This window comes from Psychrobacter sp. JCM 18900 (genome assembly GCF_904846625.1).
Lineage (GTDB): Bacteria > Pseudomonadota > Gammaproteobacteria > Pseudomonadales > Moraxellaceae > Psychrobacter.
On the sequence record NZ_CAJHBL010000006.1, the window covers coordinates 172,114 to 189,590 of the forward strand.

Sequence of the window (17,477 nt, forward strand, 5' to 3'; positions counted from 1 at the left end):
AAAAATATCAATCAGTCACAGCAATAATAAAAAGTGGCACGCAATCGAAGCAATGTTTGGACAGCCTGATATAGGGCTATGAGCGTTACTTACAGAGAGTATTACGATGTTCTCTAAAGCACTGTTTATTATTATAATAGTTCATCAAATTATCGAGAATAGCATATATTTAGTCATCATCTTATTTTTATATATAGCGTCTAGCGTTCATAAATTTAATTGAAACTTAGATCGAATATATGTGCAATGTTCAAGGCATATCGACCAATTTAAAGAAATAAGATCGCGTGCAGCCAGTCGCTGAATATCTGATGTATTCAACGACTGACTATGGATTGAGTATCGTCTATAAATAATTTTAACGTTGTGGCCATGCTGTTTGATTATATCCAGAGCTAGGTTCAATGACATACTGAACCCATTTGCCGATACTAAACACTAAGCATTGGTATAGCGACTTGCTTCAGGCATCCAGCGATGAATCAGTTGACTGACATCTGTTTTTCGCGCAGGGTCTGCTATCAGGTGCTTCGCTAACCGCTGAGCAATGGCAAATAATTGCTCATCACGGATTAGATCAGCCAAATAGTAGCCAACATTACCCGTTTGACGTTTGCCTAACAGCTCTCCTGGCCCACGTAGCTCTAAGTCTTTTTGAGCAATGACAAAACCATCGGTACTATCGCGTAGGACGTTTAGTCGCTCAGTACCTGTCTCTGATAGCGGCTTTTGATATAGCAGTACACAGAAGCTTTTAGTCGAGCCACGTCCGACTCGCCCGCGCAGCTGATGCAATTGTGATAGCCCTAAACGCTCCGCATTTTCGATAACCATCAATGACGCATTGGGCACATCGACCCCTACCTCGATGACAGTTGTCGCAATCAATAAGTCCAGATTACCTGCTTTGAACTCCTGCATGATGGCTTGCTTATCAGCAGACTTCATCTTGCCATGTACCAGTCCAATACGAATATCTAGACGTTCGTTTAAGTCCTCATAAGTGGCTTCGGCTGCCTGCGCATCCAAGACACTAGACGCTTCTACCAGTGAGCATACCCAATACGCTTGCCTGCCCGCTTCGCAATTGATCGCAATACGTTCTATAACCTCGTCGCGTCGATTGCGATCGATGGTTACCGTCGTAATTGGCGTACGCCCCGGTGGCAATTCATCAATGATTGAGGTATCCATATCGCCATAAACGCTCATCGCTAAGGTTCTTGGAATCGGTGTTGCAGTCATGATTAGCTGGTGCGGGGTGCTATTAGCCACGCCTTTATTGGTCAATGCCATGCGTTGCTCAACACCGAATCGATGCTGCTCATCAATGATGACTAAACCCAACTTAGCGAACTGAACTTGCTCCTGAAACAATGCATGAGTACCGACGACCACTTGCACGGTATTTTCTGCGACTGCTTCCAATGCTTCGCGGCGCTGCTTGGCCGTTTGCTTACCCGCGAGCCAACCGACACCAATGCCCAATGGCTCAAACCATTGCTTAAAATTCAGTAGATGCTGCTCTGCTAGAATCTCAGTCGGTGCCATTACCGCGACCTGCCAGCCACTATCGAGCGCATAACCCGCTGCTCCTGCTGCAACCAATGTCTTGCCAGCACCCACATCTCCCTGTACCAGTCTTAGCATCGGAATTGAGGTTGCCATATCCGCAGTAATGTCTTTCATCACTCTTTTTTGCGCACCCGTTAGATCAAAAGGTAATGCAGAAAACAGCTTGTCAGCAAGAGGACTGTTGGTAGTGCATTTAGGTGCTTTATGCTGATGTAGCTGCTGGCGACGATATAGCAAACTGAGCTGATGCGCAGTCAACTCTTCAATAATCAAGCGCTGGCAAGCAGCATGCGTACGAGCACTGAGTTGAGTGAATAGTTTGTATTGCTGAGACGCGCTCGTATAAGTAGGCGGCGTATGCAGCAGTACCAATGCCTCAAATATCGTTAAATTATAGACATTGTGCTGAGCAATACTGGCAGCGACGTTATGTATGTCATTATCTGCATGATAGGTAGAAGGACTGGGCTTATATACGCTATTGCCAATCGCATTATCAGGCACGCTGCGTGCTAACGTTGAAAAAATATCTTCGGTATATTCGGCCTCTGATACTGTTGATTTAGATGGCTCAAAAGGCACTAATGGCAAATCGGATACAACTGCAAAATCTTCAGCCGTAAACAATGTCATCGGTAGACCTTGGCTTCGAACCGTTTGCAATGCCAGTTTAATTAAAGTACGCAGCTTGTTTTGATGTAAACCTTTGACAGTAGGATAAATAGGCTGCAATCCCGTATCGGTCATGACTGTATTGTCAGTGATAACTTGATATTCAGGATGATGTATCTGCTTGCCGTAGCGGCTGACTTTGACCTCACCAAATAGCTGTAAACGTGTTCCCAAATTCATGGTCTGTACCAGACCACGATAGACCTTAAAAAACCGCAACGATATCGTACCCGTATCATCGTCCACCGTCACAGTCATTCCACTGCGCTTGGTATCGACATGGACGATGTGACCAGTAATTAGCGCTGATTGTCCATGTTCTACATCTGCGATTGATACCAGTCGACTGCGATCCTCATAATCACGGGGCAAATGTAGTAGCAAATCGAATATCCGCTTGATATTCAATTGCGCCAACTGCTCTGCCACTTTTACCCCTACACCTGCCAGCGCAGACACTGGCATATCTAGTGCTGACAACGGCATGTCAGATCTAAAGTGATCTAATGAGTTGGCTGAGGCATGACTCTCCGATATTGGCATTAAAGATCCTAACAATATTATTTTTAATTTTTGTATGCTAAATCGAGCATTTTTAGTAGGTTGCACATGATGACTTGTAGCATAGAATAGCCATAACGATAGTACGTATAAAAAGTCGACTCATTTCATTATAGCTGACAATACAATTGCTTATGCTAGGCTATTTAGTAAAATAGCACCTATACAGTCCATCTACTATAGATAAACCGCTTCTCCTCATCATACCAATAACTGATGTCTGTTTTTTTGAATTCTGGCAATTTCATAAGGTGTTTTTCTATGCTTGTTTATATTTTGCCTCGTCAGTTTCGTCACAACCTAATTCGTCACAACCTAATTCGTCACAACCTAATTCGTCATAATCTAAAATTACTGAGGTTGAGCTTAATACCAATACTCGGTTTTTATATTAGTGCGTGTAGCACATTGCCATCGACTATTCCTGCAACGCCAGAGCCTGTTATTAAGGCCCCTACTGTCGCACTGGTGTTGGGTGGTGGCGGTGCAAAAGGGTTTGCTCATGTGGGCGTCATTAAAGCGCTAGAAGAAAACGGTATCAAACCAACATTGGTGGTCGGTACGAGTGTGGGTAGCTTGATCGGCAGCTTATACGCCAGTGGTTACTCGCCTGCACAGCTTGAGCAATTGGCATTGACCACTACTGATAGCCAGCTCACAGACTTTACTTTGTCCAATCAAGGATTTATCGAAGGTGTTAAGTTAAAAAACTTTATCAATAGCAAAGTGAATGCGCGTGCCATAGAGGATTTCCCCATTGCTTTTGCGGCAATCGCAGCAGAAAAACACACTCTGAAGAAAGCGGTCTTTACCACTGGCGATGCAGGGCTTGCCGTACAAGCGTCCTGTAGCGTACCTAATATTTTTATTGCCCCGCGTATTCCTGAAAAAATCGGTAAAAGATATATCGATGGCGGTGTGGTCAGTTTAGTACCCGTAGATAGCGCCTATGACTTGGGTGCGGATATTGTCATTGCTGTAGACGTGACGGGAGCTCAAGGCAGTGATAGTACTAATAATCAAATACCGACTATGAACTCATTGAGTGACTTTTGGGGCTTTCTCGAAACCAATATTCTAGCGACCAACCTGACTGCTAATCGCTCCGTATCAAGTCAGAATGAGCGGGATCGAGCTGATATTGTTATTACTCCCAATGTCAGTCGTAACAGTTCGATAGATACTAGGCAGCGACGCAGTCTAATACAAGCAGGTACTAAAGCTACAACGCCACAAATCAATGCCATTAAACAACTTATCCAAGAGAAATCTAGTAGCCAATATGCCACGCTGTAGCTGAGTATTTTTACTTACTTATCAGCAAAATTATCAAACGTCCTGACACACCATAAAAAAGCACCACAGCTATAAACTGTGGTGCTTTTTTATTGATAGCTTTCAATACTAAATGGATAGTTTTTAGTGCTAACTACATCAATACTAGCTAAATTCTAAGCCAAACATTCAGGACTATTTAACGCGCGCGCGATATTTTACAGCGACGGTATCATTTAGACCTACGCCTTCTAGGTCCCAACGTACCGCTTTATAGTACTTAAGCGCGACGTCTTGCAGTTGATTATCTACCTTGGTACGTAATGGCATACGAGCAAAATTATTGCCATCTACACTGCCATATGGGAATTCAGGAGCAACCGTTTTTAATAGTTCTACCTGCTCTGGAATGCTCATCGTAACGGTCATTTTACGGACGCGATCTGCATTAGTATTGGTAAAGTACCCTTGATACTCCAATACATTACCTGACTGCAAACGAGTATTGGTACCTACAGGGACGAGTACTTCTTGACCGTTGGCATCAACACTAACCAATGACGCTGTGATTCTACTGTTAACGGCCTGAGCACTTGAGTTGCTGCTCTTGTTAGCATTTGCTTGAATAGCCATCGAGCTATCAACCGCTTGCTCTGGTGTTGGCAGCATCGCTGAGGCTTGTGTAACGACCATTGCACCGATGAGCGTACCGGCAACAACGTGAAATAAGCGGTGGCCGCTCCAAGCACTGAACGGGCTAGCAAACTGGTTACTTTTCTTCATGATTTTCATTATCCCTGGTTGATATATCGGTAAAACACAGATGGTGCAACTTAAGTTATTTTTATAATTTGTTCAACAGATAAAACGCATTACGATGTACATAAGATATCGCTGTGAAATAGTTCGTACAATCTATGAAACACATGAACTCACTTATCTAACCTGATTATCTTCGCTCAGCATCTGTAAAGCAATAGCGCTTAGCATAACAAAAAGCATTTGTACGTACATTAACCCAGTGTTGAGGTTGTGTATATCAGCGACTGGCAATAAGAAGGCTTGAATACAGCTAAAATAAAAGATAGCTCATAACCGCGTTTTTTGCTATGGTAAATCTTTAGCGTTAGGCATTTTTTTGCTGCGCCCCTTTTCTTATTCTAACGACTACTGCTCCCATTATGACTACTAGCTCCATGCCCCAGATTAACCCTGAATACGTCCATTGGTTCCGTAACTCTGCACCCTACATTAATACCCATCGCGGCAAAACTTTCGTGATCATGTTTGGTGGTGAAGCGGTCAATCATGCGAACTTCAGCACACTTATTCATGATTTTGCCTTGTTGCATAGCTTGGGTATCAAGCTGGTACTGGTACACGGGGCACGACCGCAAATCGAAAAGAACTTAAAAGACGCTAATATTGAATCTCCACTACATCAAGACATCCGTATTACGCCTCGTGCAGCGATGCCATCTATCTTACAAGCCGTTGGTGCTATTCGTTTACAGATTGAAGCTCAGCTATCAATGGGACTGGCCAACTCTCCGATGTATGGTTCACGTATCGATGCGATATCGGGTAACTTCGTGACAGCGCGCCCATACGGTATCCGTGAAGGTATTGATTACCAAATGACGGGTGAAGTGCGTTCTATTGATGTAGAAGCCATCAAAAACAACCTACTTCACGACCATATCGTTGTACTAGGCTCGATGGGCTACTCTGCGACTGGCGAAGTATTTAACTTATTAGCGGAAGATGTTGCCCTAAGCGCTGCTGTAGCACTGGGTGCTGACAAGCTTATATTCTTAGGCGAAGAAGCAGGTATCAACGACGACGATCGTTTATTACGTGAAATGATTCCTAATGAAGTTGATCGCTTCTTACGTGATCGTGATTTAAATTGTGAAATTAATTATTTCTTGAACTGTGCAAGTTTGGCCTGTCGTCAAGGCGTCCATCGCACGCATATTATCTCGTATGCCAAAAACGGCGCATTACTAGAAGAGCTATTCACACGTGATGGTTCTGGCACGCTGATTAGCCATGATCCTTATGAAGAAATTCGCCGTGCCAATATCGATGACGTAGTCGGACTTATTGAGCTGCTATCACCTCTAGAAGAGCAAGGTATCTTGGTCAGTCGTTCGCGCGAGCGCTTGGAGCAAGAGATTGATAATTATAGTGTGATTGAGCGTGATGGTATGATTTTGGGCTGTGCAGCATTGCATACGCTAGATTCAGAGTCAGCAGAAGTCGCCTGTGTTGCCGTACGTCCTGAGTATCGTAGTGGTAGCCGCGGTGCAGATTTACTAGCGTTTCTAGAACAGCAAGCGCGCAGTCATGGTTTGTATAAGCTGTTTGTTTTGACCACTCGTACCGCGCATTGGTTCGTTGAGCAAGGCTTCGCTGAAGTTGAAGCCAGCGCTTTGCCTGAAGCACGTTTAGAAAAATACCATAACGGCCGTAACTCTAAAGTCTTTCAAAAGAATCTATAATTTATCACCAATTTGATATCGGCTTTATAAGCTCGATATCAGTCTGATATAGAATATTTAATCAAAAAAAGCCTTCATATAATTATGAAGGCTTTTTTTAAGTTAAGTACCTAAACACTATTTGTTTTAGATACTTATTTTACTTTTAATAGCTCAACAGTAAAGATAAGCGTGCTGTTAGGCTCGATACCAGCGTTACCCGCTTCACCATAAGCGATGTCTGATGGGATATAGAACTCGTATTTTCCGCCTTCTTTCATCAACTGTAGACCTTCAGTCCAGCCAGCGATTACTTGGTTTAGTGGGAACTCGATTGGCTCACCGCGCTCATAAGAGCTATCAAATACCGTACCATCAAGCAATTTACCTTCGTAGTTTACCTCAACCACGTCAGTTGCTTTTGGTGATTTACCAGTGCCTGCTTTGATAACTTTATACTGTAAACCAGACTCTGTTTGCTTCACACCTTCTTTTTTAGCGTTTTCTGCTAAGAATGCAGTACCAGCGGCTTTATTTTCTGTCGCTTTGGTTTCCATGTCTTTAACGAATTGCTCTTCTTGCTCTTTTTGATAGTCCATCAATACTTGTTGCATTTGCTCTTGGGTCAATGCTGATTCATTGCCTTCGTAGCCATCACGGAAGCCCTTTTCAAAAGTATTTAGGTCTAGATCTTTGACAGCGTCTTTATTGCCTTCTGCCATCATGAAACCTAAGCTATAACCTACTTTTTCACTAGCTGAGCTTTGTTCAGTAATGGAAACGCTTTGAGCGGCTGTTTCTTGATTGCCATTGTTGGTGCTACAGCCTGTTACTAACAACATAGCGCTAGCAAGTGCACTAACGCCTAAAGTAGTGATTTTTTTCATAAAGTACTCTCTGATTGTAAGAATAGTGGCGAGATGTCACATTCCTCTATAATAACAAATCTTAGTTTTGGGAACCACGCTTTGCACGAAATTATCGGGCCAATGTATAGTCTATGTTAATATCTTCTATCATAATAACAAGTTATCACACAAATATAGTAACAGGTAAAGCTTTCTGTCTTTAAATCCATCAATACATCAGCTAAGCTGAATTAGTTAAGGAGATAAGTAACCGAGCGTTAATTTTTATCAAAAATAAGCAGATATCGATAGCGGAGTCACTGTAATATAAATAAGAGATACTGCTGATAATAGTTTATGCTCAAAAACGATAATATCTCTATATAACTGATTCTAAAAATACTATTTATGACAACCATCTGTATGTCTTGCTCACTAATCGCTGTATGAACATTGTTTTTGGCGAGTTATATAAGATGCTTCAAGGAGGATAAGATGAACCCAATGTACACATCTTTTAACGGCTATCTTGGTGGACCTATCGGTTCCATCATTGGTGCTATTCTGATATTCGTTATTGGTTGGCTAGTAGCCCTTGGTATCGCAGCACTGGTACGCGGCGTACTCTCTAAAGTTAATCTCAATCAACGTATGAACTCTTCAACTGGTAAGACCTACGACCTTGAAGGTATCATTTCTAAAATTGTTTTCTGGTTTATTTTCATCATTGCTATCTCAGGCGCACTTAGCCAATTAAACTTAAACTCTATCTCAGCACCATTCGCAAATATGGTTAATCAAGTATTGGCATTTATCCCTAATCTTATCGGCGCTATCGCACTTGGTGTAATCGGTTGGGTCGTGGCTACTGTTGCACGCACAGCGATCAACGCAGCACTCGCAAAAACCTCTATGGATGAGCGTTTAAGTGCACAAGCTGGTGTAAAACCAATGAGCAGCACGATTGCTGATATGGTTTACTGGTTCATCTTATTGGTTGTATTGACCATGGTACTTGGTCAATTAGAGCTTGATGGTTTGTTTGCACCATTAACTAATATGGTCGACAAAATCTTTAGCTTCATCCCTAATATCTTGATTGCTGGTGTGGTCTTCGTCGTTGGTTATATCATTGCCAAAGTCGTACGCGGCATCGTTACCAACCTTGTTTCTACTTTTAATGTACAAGAATTGGCATCAAAAGCAGGTTTAAGTGAGCAAAACAGCTTACCTAACATTGCTGGTTCATTAGCATTTCTTGTAGTTATCATTCCAACCATTATTGCTGCTCTAAATGCACTAAAAATTGAAGTAATTGCTCGCCCTGCGACCAATATGCTTAACAAAATCATGGAAGCCTTGCCAAACATCTTTATGGCAGTCGCTATCCTAGTAGTAACTTTCTATGTTGTACGCATGGTTGCCAACATCATCAAAGGTCTGATTGAGAACACTCAAATCAATCAATTACCTGCGAAAGTTGGTCTACAAGAAACCATGGGCGACAAGAAAATCTCTGACTTAGTTGGTTATGCGATTATCTTCTTCGCTATGCTATTTGCTGCTATTGCAGCTGCTGACTTGTTAGGTTTCGAGCCTATCTCAGCGATTATTACGATGTTTATCGCATTCGGTGCAAACATCATCCTAGGCGCAATTATCCTATTCATCGGGTTCTGGCTTGCCAATATCATTGCAGGTGTGGTTGAACGTTCTGAGCAAGGTTCACAATTCCTAGCAAACATCGTACGTGTATTAATCATGGGCCTAGTATTAGCAATGGGTCTAAAAGCGATGGGTATTGCCGATTCAATCGTTAACCTAGCATTTGGTCTGACACTAGGCGCGGTAGCCGTTGCCTTTGCCCTATCATTTGGTCTTGGGGGTCAAGAAGCTGCAGCTCGCTTCCTACGTAAAATGCAGGATAAGATGGACCATGAACGCACTGAAGCGAAAGCAAAATCTGCGCTACAGCCAAGTTCATCAACTCAAGAAAAAGTTGCTGATTCAGTTCGTGAAAACACGCCATCTGCTGCTAGTACACCTACCACTGATTTACGTACCGATGTAGTTGATACACCACGTGTTGATACTAATGACATCTACAACAGTGATGACGTACTTCCTGGTAGCGGTCTCAATGACGATATCAATAAATAAGTATTTTTGATTGTTTAATTTAGATACGAAAAAGACAGCCTAGGCTGTCTTTTTTTATGTTAGTAAATATATTAATAATATCTGTGGTTCTCAATATCTATAATTCTTGTTATCAAAGTTCATTAAAACAATTTCACGCTATAATCTACTGCTTATCTTTACGTGCTGGAATTGTTAAGCTCATCTGTACTTGAGGCAATTTTTCTTTTTGCGCCTTCGCAAGTTTATCATCTTTCACGCTACTAGCAGATGGCGTATTTTGCTTATCTAACTCTTGTTGTTTTAGCTTTTGCATTTGCTTAGTAAGTTGGCGCTCTCGCTGAGTCATCGCATCAACTGGCTGAATCCACAAATCAATATCGAAAAAATTCTCATTATTCTCAGTGATAAAGTCGATACCAAGCACAACTACATGATGTAGCTCAATAATTGGCAAACGTGTGGCAACGTCCTGTGCGATCTTTGCTAGCTTTGGTTGGACAGCGGCTTTACTATTAGGCCCCTTTGACTCTTGACCATAAAACACCAGTACATAATGTCGGCCCAAACTCTCATAAGAATGTTGGTGTACCACATAGCCATCTTTTTGCAGCGCTGCGCTTTGTTTAGGGTGTCTATATAGCGTACGGATAAGCTCGTGACGTGAAAACAAAGACTCATCTAGCAGTTGCTGTTGCCAGTGAGCGAGTGGTATGGCTAACTGTTCGTCGTTATTAGCTACGTGCTTTTTACCATACGTATCTATCATCTGCATACTTAGCTGAGACCATATCGTAGCCGCTTGTATCATATGCTGATGGTACATCTGAGCAGTTGAACTTTGGTTCTTGTAGGCAAGCGTAATGGCTACCAATGCTGAGTTAGGTTCGTCTTGTACTTCATTTTTGATGAGCGCATTGTCGACTACAATGGCAGGAGCAAACAGGTCTGGACTTTGTAAGAAACGCTCAACCAAAGCGTCTTCCGATTCAAAACTTGGAAGATGATTTACAGCCGACTGTTGAAGCTGTTCTAAATGATAAGCTAAGAAACGCCACAACTCACATGGGGTTCGTACCGCTGCTGCTATCGAGTACCAGTCGTCCCAGCTAAAGACCTGCAGCTGCTGCATGCTTTCGCTCATGTCGACAACTAAGTCTTCTAAAAAGTAACGAACCCCAAAATTGTGTTTAAGCCGTTGTAGAGCACTGTTTGAATTGTTTGCACTGTCACCGTTATCATCTTGATTGAGACTGCTACTTCCTCCGACAAGCTGAATGTCAAAAATCATAGCTTCATAACCAGTTAAGACATTTTCTTCATTTTGAGATGATAATGATTTGTACCATGTAAGTGCTGATTTTACCGCAGTCATGCGTACAGCCTCAATATCAACTGACTCTGTATCATAGGGTAGATACAGTGTCAGCTCCAACAGCTGTAGCTTGCCAAGTGGCAACTGATATTGATAGTGACGAGCTATATACTGAGCATTGTATTCATGCTCAATTGTATGCATGCCTGCCAAGGTCACCGCCATAGCATCTGCTTGTAAATAACTGACTAGCTCAGTCGTCAGATAGCCCCAGTCGGGCATAGTAGTAATCGAATGGGACACAATTTCCAACCTTCTATTATCGTATGGTGAATATCGCACATGCCAGCTCGTAATAACAACATCATTATCGCGTATTACAAATATCTGAATGATGCAAAATTATGCTACATAAGCACTATCAGAGACAGTCGCTTTCAAAGCGATCACTTGTTATGATGATATCAAAGCAGTATTGCTTGCGTGCAAGTTTATGGATGACAAACTGTACTTAGTTATATTTATCGAAACCGTAGTCATTGAAATTTTAATCATCGAATTTTTAATGACTATTATATAATAATAAGGATTAAACATTATGAAGCGTTTTAAAGAAAAGACCGTCGTTGTAACGGGTGCAGGCTCTGGTATTGGCCGTGCAACTGCCATTCGCTTTGCCGAAGAAGGCGCTAGCGTGGTTCTAGTAGGACGTACGGCAGCGACTCTAGAAGAGACTGCCGAAGAGTTGCCGCAAGATCGCACTTGGATTCACACCGATAATTATCTCATTATTACGTGCGATATCAGCGTCCAAAGCCAGGTACAAGAGATGGTTGAGCGTGCTATAGACAAATTCGGCAAGATTGATATCTTGGTAAATAATGCTGGTAAAGCAACTCAAGGTAAAATCACAGAATTATCTGCCGATGATTGGCGTTCTGCTATCGATGTGAATCTAAACGGGACTTTTTACGTCTCTCAAGCGGCTATGCCTCACTTAATTGCATCAAAGGGTAATATCGTTAATATCTCATCGCTCTCGGGCGTGGGTGGTGACTGGAATATGGCTGCTTACAATGCTGCTAAAGCGGGTGTGACCAATTTAACCCGTACATTAGCATTAGATCATGGTTCAGATGGTGTTCGTGTTAATGCGGTTAATCCAAGTGTCACCAAAACTGATATGACTACGGCTATCCAAGATAATGAGTCTAAAACGGATAAGTTCTTAGCTCGCTGTCCGCTTGGGCGTCTAGCAACCCCAGAGGATATCGCCGCTGCCATTACCTTTTTAGCGAGTGATGATGCTTCTATGATTACTGGTGTCAATCTACCTGTCGACGGCGGTGTCAGTGCTTCTAACGGCCAACCACAGTTCTAAATTATTAAGCTGATAGACATCCAAATATTACTCAAAAAAAGCCCCTGATACCATCATATCAGGGGCTTTTCCAATAACAATTATTAGAACTTAGTTGTAGACAGCTTTGAGTTTTCGTACCTGTCATACAACCAGTGATTTTAACTTAACTAATTGAACTGATATTTATACCATTTGGCTTATTCAGCTGCATTATTGATATCTTGTAGTGGCTGCGACAAACGCTCAAGGTGTCTTGGCAACACCCCTTTATACTGAGAATATATTTTTGGTAAATCTGCTTCGATATCACCTGTAGGGTAAACCAGCGACATAAACCGTATTTCTTTAGTATTGTAGTCCATCGCTACTGGCAAAATCGGCACACCAGCACCCACCGCTAAATAATAAAAACCTGTCTTCCACGACTCAGTATATTGCCGTGTCCCCTCTGGTGATAATCCTAAAAATAATGGTTCACCAGTTTTGAACTTATCAATACTGGCTTGCAGCACAGAGCCTTTATTACCACGATCGATGGGAATAACCCCTATCCAATTTAATAGCTGTGCAAACACAGGCACTTTAAATAGCGTGTGCTTGCCCATAATGCTGATTTTGATATCTAATGCAAACAGACTTGGAATCGCATAAATACCATCCACATTAGAAGTATGCGGTAAAGCAAGCACTACAGCTTGTGAGATATTTGGAATCTCGCCTACCGTACGCCAACCTGACGCCTTTAACAGCGCGGATGCAATAACAGGCGCAAACTTGTTACCACGCTTAGGAACCTTATCTCCCAAATGCTTTTTGCTAAGTTTTGGGAGTACTTTGGAGCGCGCAGGTTTAGAAACAACAGACTTAGAACGGTTAAAAATCTTCGGTATCATGACAGCACAATATAATGAAAGGTACTGACATAATACCATTAAGCCTTTGTGGCTAGGCTGAATTTTGCGTGCTTTTATTATGTGATAGATCGTTCAGCCATAAATATAAGTAATGACCTATTTCGATATTCTGCACCCATACTTCTTTAGTTTTATTGCTAATTCTTAAGAAATATCGGCCAAATCACCTTTGCTCTCAAGCCATGACTTACGATCAGAGGCACGTTTCTTAGCCAATAGCATATCCATCACGCTATTGGTCAGTACCATGTCATCCATATCTAACTGTACTAAGCGGCGTGTATCACGGCTCATCGTCGTCTCACGTAGTTGCTCAGCGCTCATTTCACCAAGCCCTTTAAAGCGTGTAATCTGAGCTTTTTTGTTACCCGGCACATTGGCTAAAATATGTGCAAGCTCCGGCTCATCCAATGCATAGTGAACTTCTTTACCCACATCCACTCGGTACAAAGGCGGCATGGCCACAAATAAATGACCCGCATCCACTAGCGCAGGGAAATGCTTCACAAACAGTGCGCAGATCAATGTCGCGATGTGCAGTCCATCAGAATCAGCATCTGCTAAGATACATATCTTGTCGTAACGCAGCTCGGATAAATCATCAGAGGCAGGATCCACACCGATAGCTATGGCAATATCATGAATCTCTTGGCTTGATAGTACCGTATCTGATGATACCTCCCACGTATTTAAGATTTTGCCGCGCAGAGGTAATATCGCCTGATAATGACGATCTCTGGCCTGCTTAGCACTACCACCCGCAGAATCACCCTCTACTAAGAACAACTCAGCGCCATCACGTAAATCACCACGGCAATCGGCCAATTTACCAGGCAATGCGGGTCCCTGAGTAATTTTCTTACGAGCAACTTTTTTGGCCGATTTCAGACGACGACCTGCTTTATTAATCGCCAATTCAGCGATTTGTGTACCCATGTCCGCATGCTGATTTAACCATAGGCTAAAGGCATCTTTTGCCAACGTCTGTACAGCGCCCGCAGCCTCTCGACTAGATAATCGCTCTTTGGTCTGTCCAGAAAACTGCGGCTCAGAGAACTTCAGAGACAAGATATAGTTCACCCCATCCCAGACGTCTTCTGCGGTTAGCTTCACACTACGTGGTAGTAAATTATGAATATCACAGAACTCACGCAGTGCTTCTAAGATGCCTGTACGTAGTCCATTGACATGCGTACCGCCCTGAGCTGTCGGAATAAGGTTTACATAGCTTTCTTGAATAGGCGTGCCACCATCAGGCAACCAAGACAAGGCAAAGGTAATGGCAGCTCGTTCGCCCGCTTTCGCATCGTAATTATAATAAAACGGCGCTTCAGGCAATGTTTCCAAACCATCTAATTGTTCGCTTAGATACTCGACTACCCCATCTGTAAACTGCCAAATGACCTTTTCATCATTAATATCGTCAGTGAATTCAATCGTCAGTCCAGCGGCCAAAACAGCCTTTGCTTTTAAATTGTGCTTGAGCTGTTTTACATTAAATTTGGGCGTATCAAAGAAACTACCATCCGCCCAAAAGTGTACTCTAGTGCCACGTTTACGCTTATTTGAGCTGACTGCTTCAGTCAATGGCGTAACTGGTGCACCATTTTCAAATGCCATATCAAACTGTGTGCTATCACGCCATACCGTAACTTCAACGCGGGTTGATAGCGCATTGACGACAGAAATACCCACACCGTGCAGACCACCTGACACTTCATAATTAGAGGTCGAAAACTTTCCACCTGCATGCAAGCGGGTCAAAATCAGCTCAATGCCAGATTGACCAAACTCAGGATGAATATCAGTTGGCATACCGCGCCCGTCATCTTCGACAGACAACGATCCATCACTATGCAATTGCACCTTGATGGTTTTCGCATAACCAGCCAATGCTTCATCTACTGAGTTATCAATGACCTCTTGCGCCAAATGATTCGGGCGCGTGGTATCAGTATACATACCTGGACGACGACGGACTGGCTCAAGACCTTCTAAAACTTCTAACGATTGCGCATTATATTGACTCACAAATGCATCCTTAACTGTTCGCGTGCGTTTAATTCTATTAAACCATTATAACGAAAAATAGCGACGTTAACGTTAATACTCCATCGCTTACGTCATATAATGTCGTCTATTTAGGCTTGTACTAAATTCTGTAAGATATTCATCACCATCGGCAGCTGCTCATCAAAGTCACTAAAGCGATGATCGCCACCTACTTGCACTGTTACCGATGCGCCCTGACTTTGATAAAAATCTTTAGACAATTCAGAATTTAACAGCTCGTCGCCTTCTTTTAATAGCACAGCAACTTTATTAGGATAATTTACTGATAAAAGCCGATGATCTGCAAACCACTGTAAATCTGCAGGCGTAATACTCCAGCCACCCGCTGTCGTATGCAGGGCTTTGCTGGTAGATGACTCATTTAAGTTGTCTTGACTTGATACTGATTGATTAGAGAAACGCTGTAAGGTGATATGGGGTTGGATACTGGGGTTAAGCAATAAAACTGGGCAACCTATCTGATTGCTTATCAAAGTAGAAAAATACCCACCCAATGAGCTACCGATTAATACCGTATTTGATAACTCAGTCTGCTTATCTGCTGATTTTCTATCTTCACTATTATTTAGCGCTTTGATTAAAGACAGTAATTTCTCACACACTTGAGCGGGGGTCTTATTTAAATCAGGACGCAGCACATTAATATCAGGATGATGAAGCTGGCAATATTTTTCTAACAACATCCCTTTAGTCGAGTTGGCATCACTGTCCAATCCATGGATATAAATCAAGTTCACGTATCATCTCACTTATTAATTTTGTTATGATTATCTTATAAAGGCTATCAAAGCTAAGCATAGCACCCGCTAGACGGAAATAATAATAATAAAATGGCACACTATTAGTCGGTATTTGCGACATAATAAGGTTGTACAGTGATTTTATGCAGGTCAAAGGAATGACGGTAGTCATTATGGAGGAGTCATGAATCAACAGTTTGAGCTGTTCGAGATTGCCAATCCATGTATTGGTCTTTGTCAAAGCAATAAGAAGGGTTATTGCTTTGGTTGCCTGCGTAGTCGAACTGAGCGCCAGCTATGGCACGATATGACGACAGAGCAGCAGCGCGAGGTGCTACGGCTTATCGCAGGACGTAAGCTGCGTATAGAACAAATGAGACAGCGTAAAGATGAACAGTTAGGATTTGATTTTGAAGAGATACCTGAGATAGGTGAATTATTTTAAGAAGTAATTAATCAGGCCAGACATGTCAACAGTATCCTCAAAATGCGTTAAATTTCGCTAAAATATATGCCCAATAACCTAATAGTAGAATCAGTAGTCCCCACGGTATGGCGAAACACCAATAATATAAATCGCTAGTAGCAAATACGTAAAAATAAACAGCCATTACAACACTGATTACAAGTGAAGCTGCATATCCAATCAACAAGGTAAAGAGAACATTATTCTCAACTTTGGTTAAGCTTGGGCTATTTTCTGCACATATATAGAAAAGAAACCCGAAGGCGAAAGCCCCGCCAATAGTAATATACAAAAATGATATTAGAACTAGTAACCAAATTGACACGCATACTTCCTTATTAGTCTAATGACGGCTTTGTCTTTAATACAGTGCTTTTTACAAGTTAGAAGCGCTTTCAATAAAAAATAGCATACCTTCAAGTTTTTCTATAATCAATACTGCAATACGCTTGCTAGAATAAATTAGGCTGAAATCAGTAGATCCGTTACCAAACCGCGCACAAAGAAAAGCCCCCTCCGCGTTAGCGAAGGGGGCTTTATCTAGAATAGAGAGCTGACGATGACCTACTCTCACATGGGCGAACCACACTACCATTGGCGCTACGATGTTTCACTTCTGAGTTCGGGAAGGGATCAGGTGGGGCCATCGCGCTATTGTCGTCAGCAAAGGGGGTTAGATATGAGTCTGTTATTTTTATTGTTTGACTATAAATGTTTAGTTTATGGTCGATCAACTTGTAACCTAACTGAATCAAGGTTAAAGGTGATATCGAAATATTCTTTCTTATTCTATAGCCTGAGCTATACAAGATAGATTAATTAGACTTGTATACAAACCACTTGGGTGTTGTATGGTCAAGCCAAACGAGCAATTAGTACAGGTTAGCTACATGCATCGCTGCACTTCCACACCCTGCCTATCAACGTCCTAGTCTTGAACGGCTCTTTAGGGAAATCTAATCTTGAGGTGGGCTTCCCGCTTAGATGCTTTCAGCGGTTATCCCATCCGAACGTAGCTACCGGGCAATGCCACTGGCGTGACAACCCGAATGC

At 42.3% G+C, this 17,477-nt stretch carries 12 protein-coding genes and 2 rRNA genes; 5 read left to right on the plus strand and 9 right to left on the minus strand.

The window, feature by feature from the left end:
• Positions 1-438: 438 nt before the first annotated feature.
• Positions 439-2,790 (minus strand): ATP-dependent DNA helicase RecG, encoded by a 2,352-nt coding sequence (gene recG, locus JMX96_RS12065; RefSeq protein ID WP_201569328.1) that lies wholly within the window; start codon positions 2,788-2,790, stop codon positions 439-441.
• A 279-nt stretch (positions 2,791-3,069) separates the two neighbouring features.
• On the opposite strand from recG, the gene JMX96_RS12070 reads away from it, so the two are divergent.
• Entirely contained in the window at positions 3,070-4,104 is a 1,035-nt protein-coding gene (locus tag JMX96_RS12070) for a patatin-like phospholipase family protein (protein WP_201569330.1), read from the plus strand.
• Between the two features lie 174 nt (positions 4,105-4,278).
• Here the strand turns inward: JMX96_RS12070 and JMX96_RS12075 are convergent, their stop codons facing one another.
• A complete protein-coding gene (locus JMX96_RS12075; protein WP_201569332.1) occupies positions 4,279-4,866 on the minus strand; it encodes a hypothetical protein in 588 nt (195 codons plus the stop codon).
• Between the two features lie 398 nt (positions 4,867-5,264).
• Between JMX96_RS12075 and argA the strand changes: the two genes are divergently transcribed.
• Positions 5,265-6,587: an amino-acid N-acetyltransferase gene (gene argA, locus JMX96_RS12080; protein WP_057762129.1), complete on the plus strand. Its 1,323-nt coding sequence runs from the start codon at positions 5,265-5,267 to the stop codon at positions 6,585-6,587.
• Between the two features lie 134 nt (positions 6,588-6,721).
• Here argA and JMX96_RS12085 read toward each other — a convergent pair whose 3' ends face one another.
• Positions 6,722-7,453, minus strand: coding sequence for an FKBP-type peptidyl-prolyl cis-trans isomerase (locus tag JMX96_RS12085; protein ID WP_057762133.1), 732 nt, complete (start codon positions 7,451-7,453; stop codon positions 6,722-6,724).
• Between the two features lie 456 nt (positions 7,454-7,909).
• On the opposite strand from JMX96_RS12085, the gene JMX96_RS12090 reads away from it, so the two are divergent.
• Positions 7,910-9,574: a mechanosensitive ion channel gene (locus JMX96_RS12090; RefSeq protein ID WP_057762135.1), complete on the plus strand. Its 1,665-nt coding sequence runs from the start codon at positions 7,910-7,912 to the stop codon at positions 9,572-9,574.
• A 145-nt stretch (positions 9,575-9,719) separates the two neighbouring features.
• On the opposite strand, the gene JMX96_RS12095 is transcribed toward JMX96_RS12090, so the two are convergent.
• Entirely contained in the window at positions 9,720-11,171 is a 1,452-nt protein-coding gene (locus JMX96_RS12095) for a hypothetical protein (protein ID WP_201569334.1), read from the minus strand.
• Positions 11,172-11,466: 295 nt separating this feature from the next.
• On the opposite strand from JMX96_RS12095, the gene JMX96_RS12100 reads away from it, so the two are divergent.
• On the plus strand, positions 11,467-12,249 hold the full coding sequence (locus tag JMX96_RS12100) for an SDR family NAD(P)-dependent oxidoreductase (RefSeq protein WP_201569336.1): 783 nt from the start codon (positions 11,467-11,469) through the stop codon (positions 12,247-12,249).
• Between the two features lie 179 nt (positions 12,250-12,428).
• Here the strand turns inward: JMX96_RS12100 and JMX96_RS12105 are convergent, their stop codons facing one another.
• The 3 genes from JMX96_RS12105 to JMX96_RS12115 all read right to left on the minus strand — a co-directional run bounded on the left by JMX96_RS12105 (position 12,429) and on the right by JMX96_RS12115 (position 15,955).
• The gene (locus JMX96_RS12105; protein WP_057762140.1) at positions 12,429-13,124 is read right to left on the minus strand and encodes a lysophospholipid acyltransferase family protein; all 696 of its coding nucleotides are present in this window, start codon (positions 13,122-13,124) and stop codon (positions 12,429-12,431) included.
• A gap of 165 nt (positions 13,125-13,289) precedes the next feature.
• A complete protein-coding gene (parE, locus tag JMX96_RS12110) occupies positions 13,290-15,176 on the minus strand; it encodes a DNA topoisomerase IV subunit B (RefSeq protein ID WP_201569338.1) in 1,887 nt (628 codons plus the stop codon).
• Positions 15,177-15,286: 110 nt separating this feature from the next.
• Positions 15,287-15,955, minus strand: a complete 669-nt coding sequence (locus JMX96_RS12115) for a YqiA/YcfP family alpha/beta fold hydrolase (protein ID WP_201569340.1) — start codon at positions 15,953-15,955, stop codon at positions 15,287-15,289.
• Between the two features lie 187 nt (positions 15,956-16,142).
• On the opposite strand from JMX96_RS12115, the gene JMX96_RS12120 reads away from it, so the two are divergent.
• A complete protein-coding gene (locus JMX96_RS12120) occupies positions 16,143-16,403 on the plus strand; it encodes a DUF1289 domain-containing protein (protein ID WP_165596742.1) in 261 nt (86 codons plus the stop codon).
• Between the two features lie 572 nt (positions 16,404-16,975).
• On the opposite strand, the gene rrf is transcribed toward JMX96_RS12120, so the two are convergent.
• Both rrf and JMX96_RS12130 read right to left on the minus strand, forming a co-directional pair.
• Positions 16,976-17,089 (minus strand): 5S ribosomal RNA (gene rrf, locus JMX96_RS12125).
• A gap of 186 nt (positions 17,090-17,275) precedes the next feature.
• A 23S ribosomal RNA gene (locus tag JMX96_RS12130) occupies positions 17,276-17,477 on the minus strand; the annotation flags it as partial.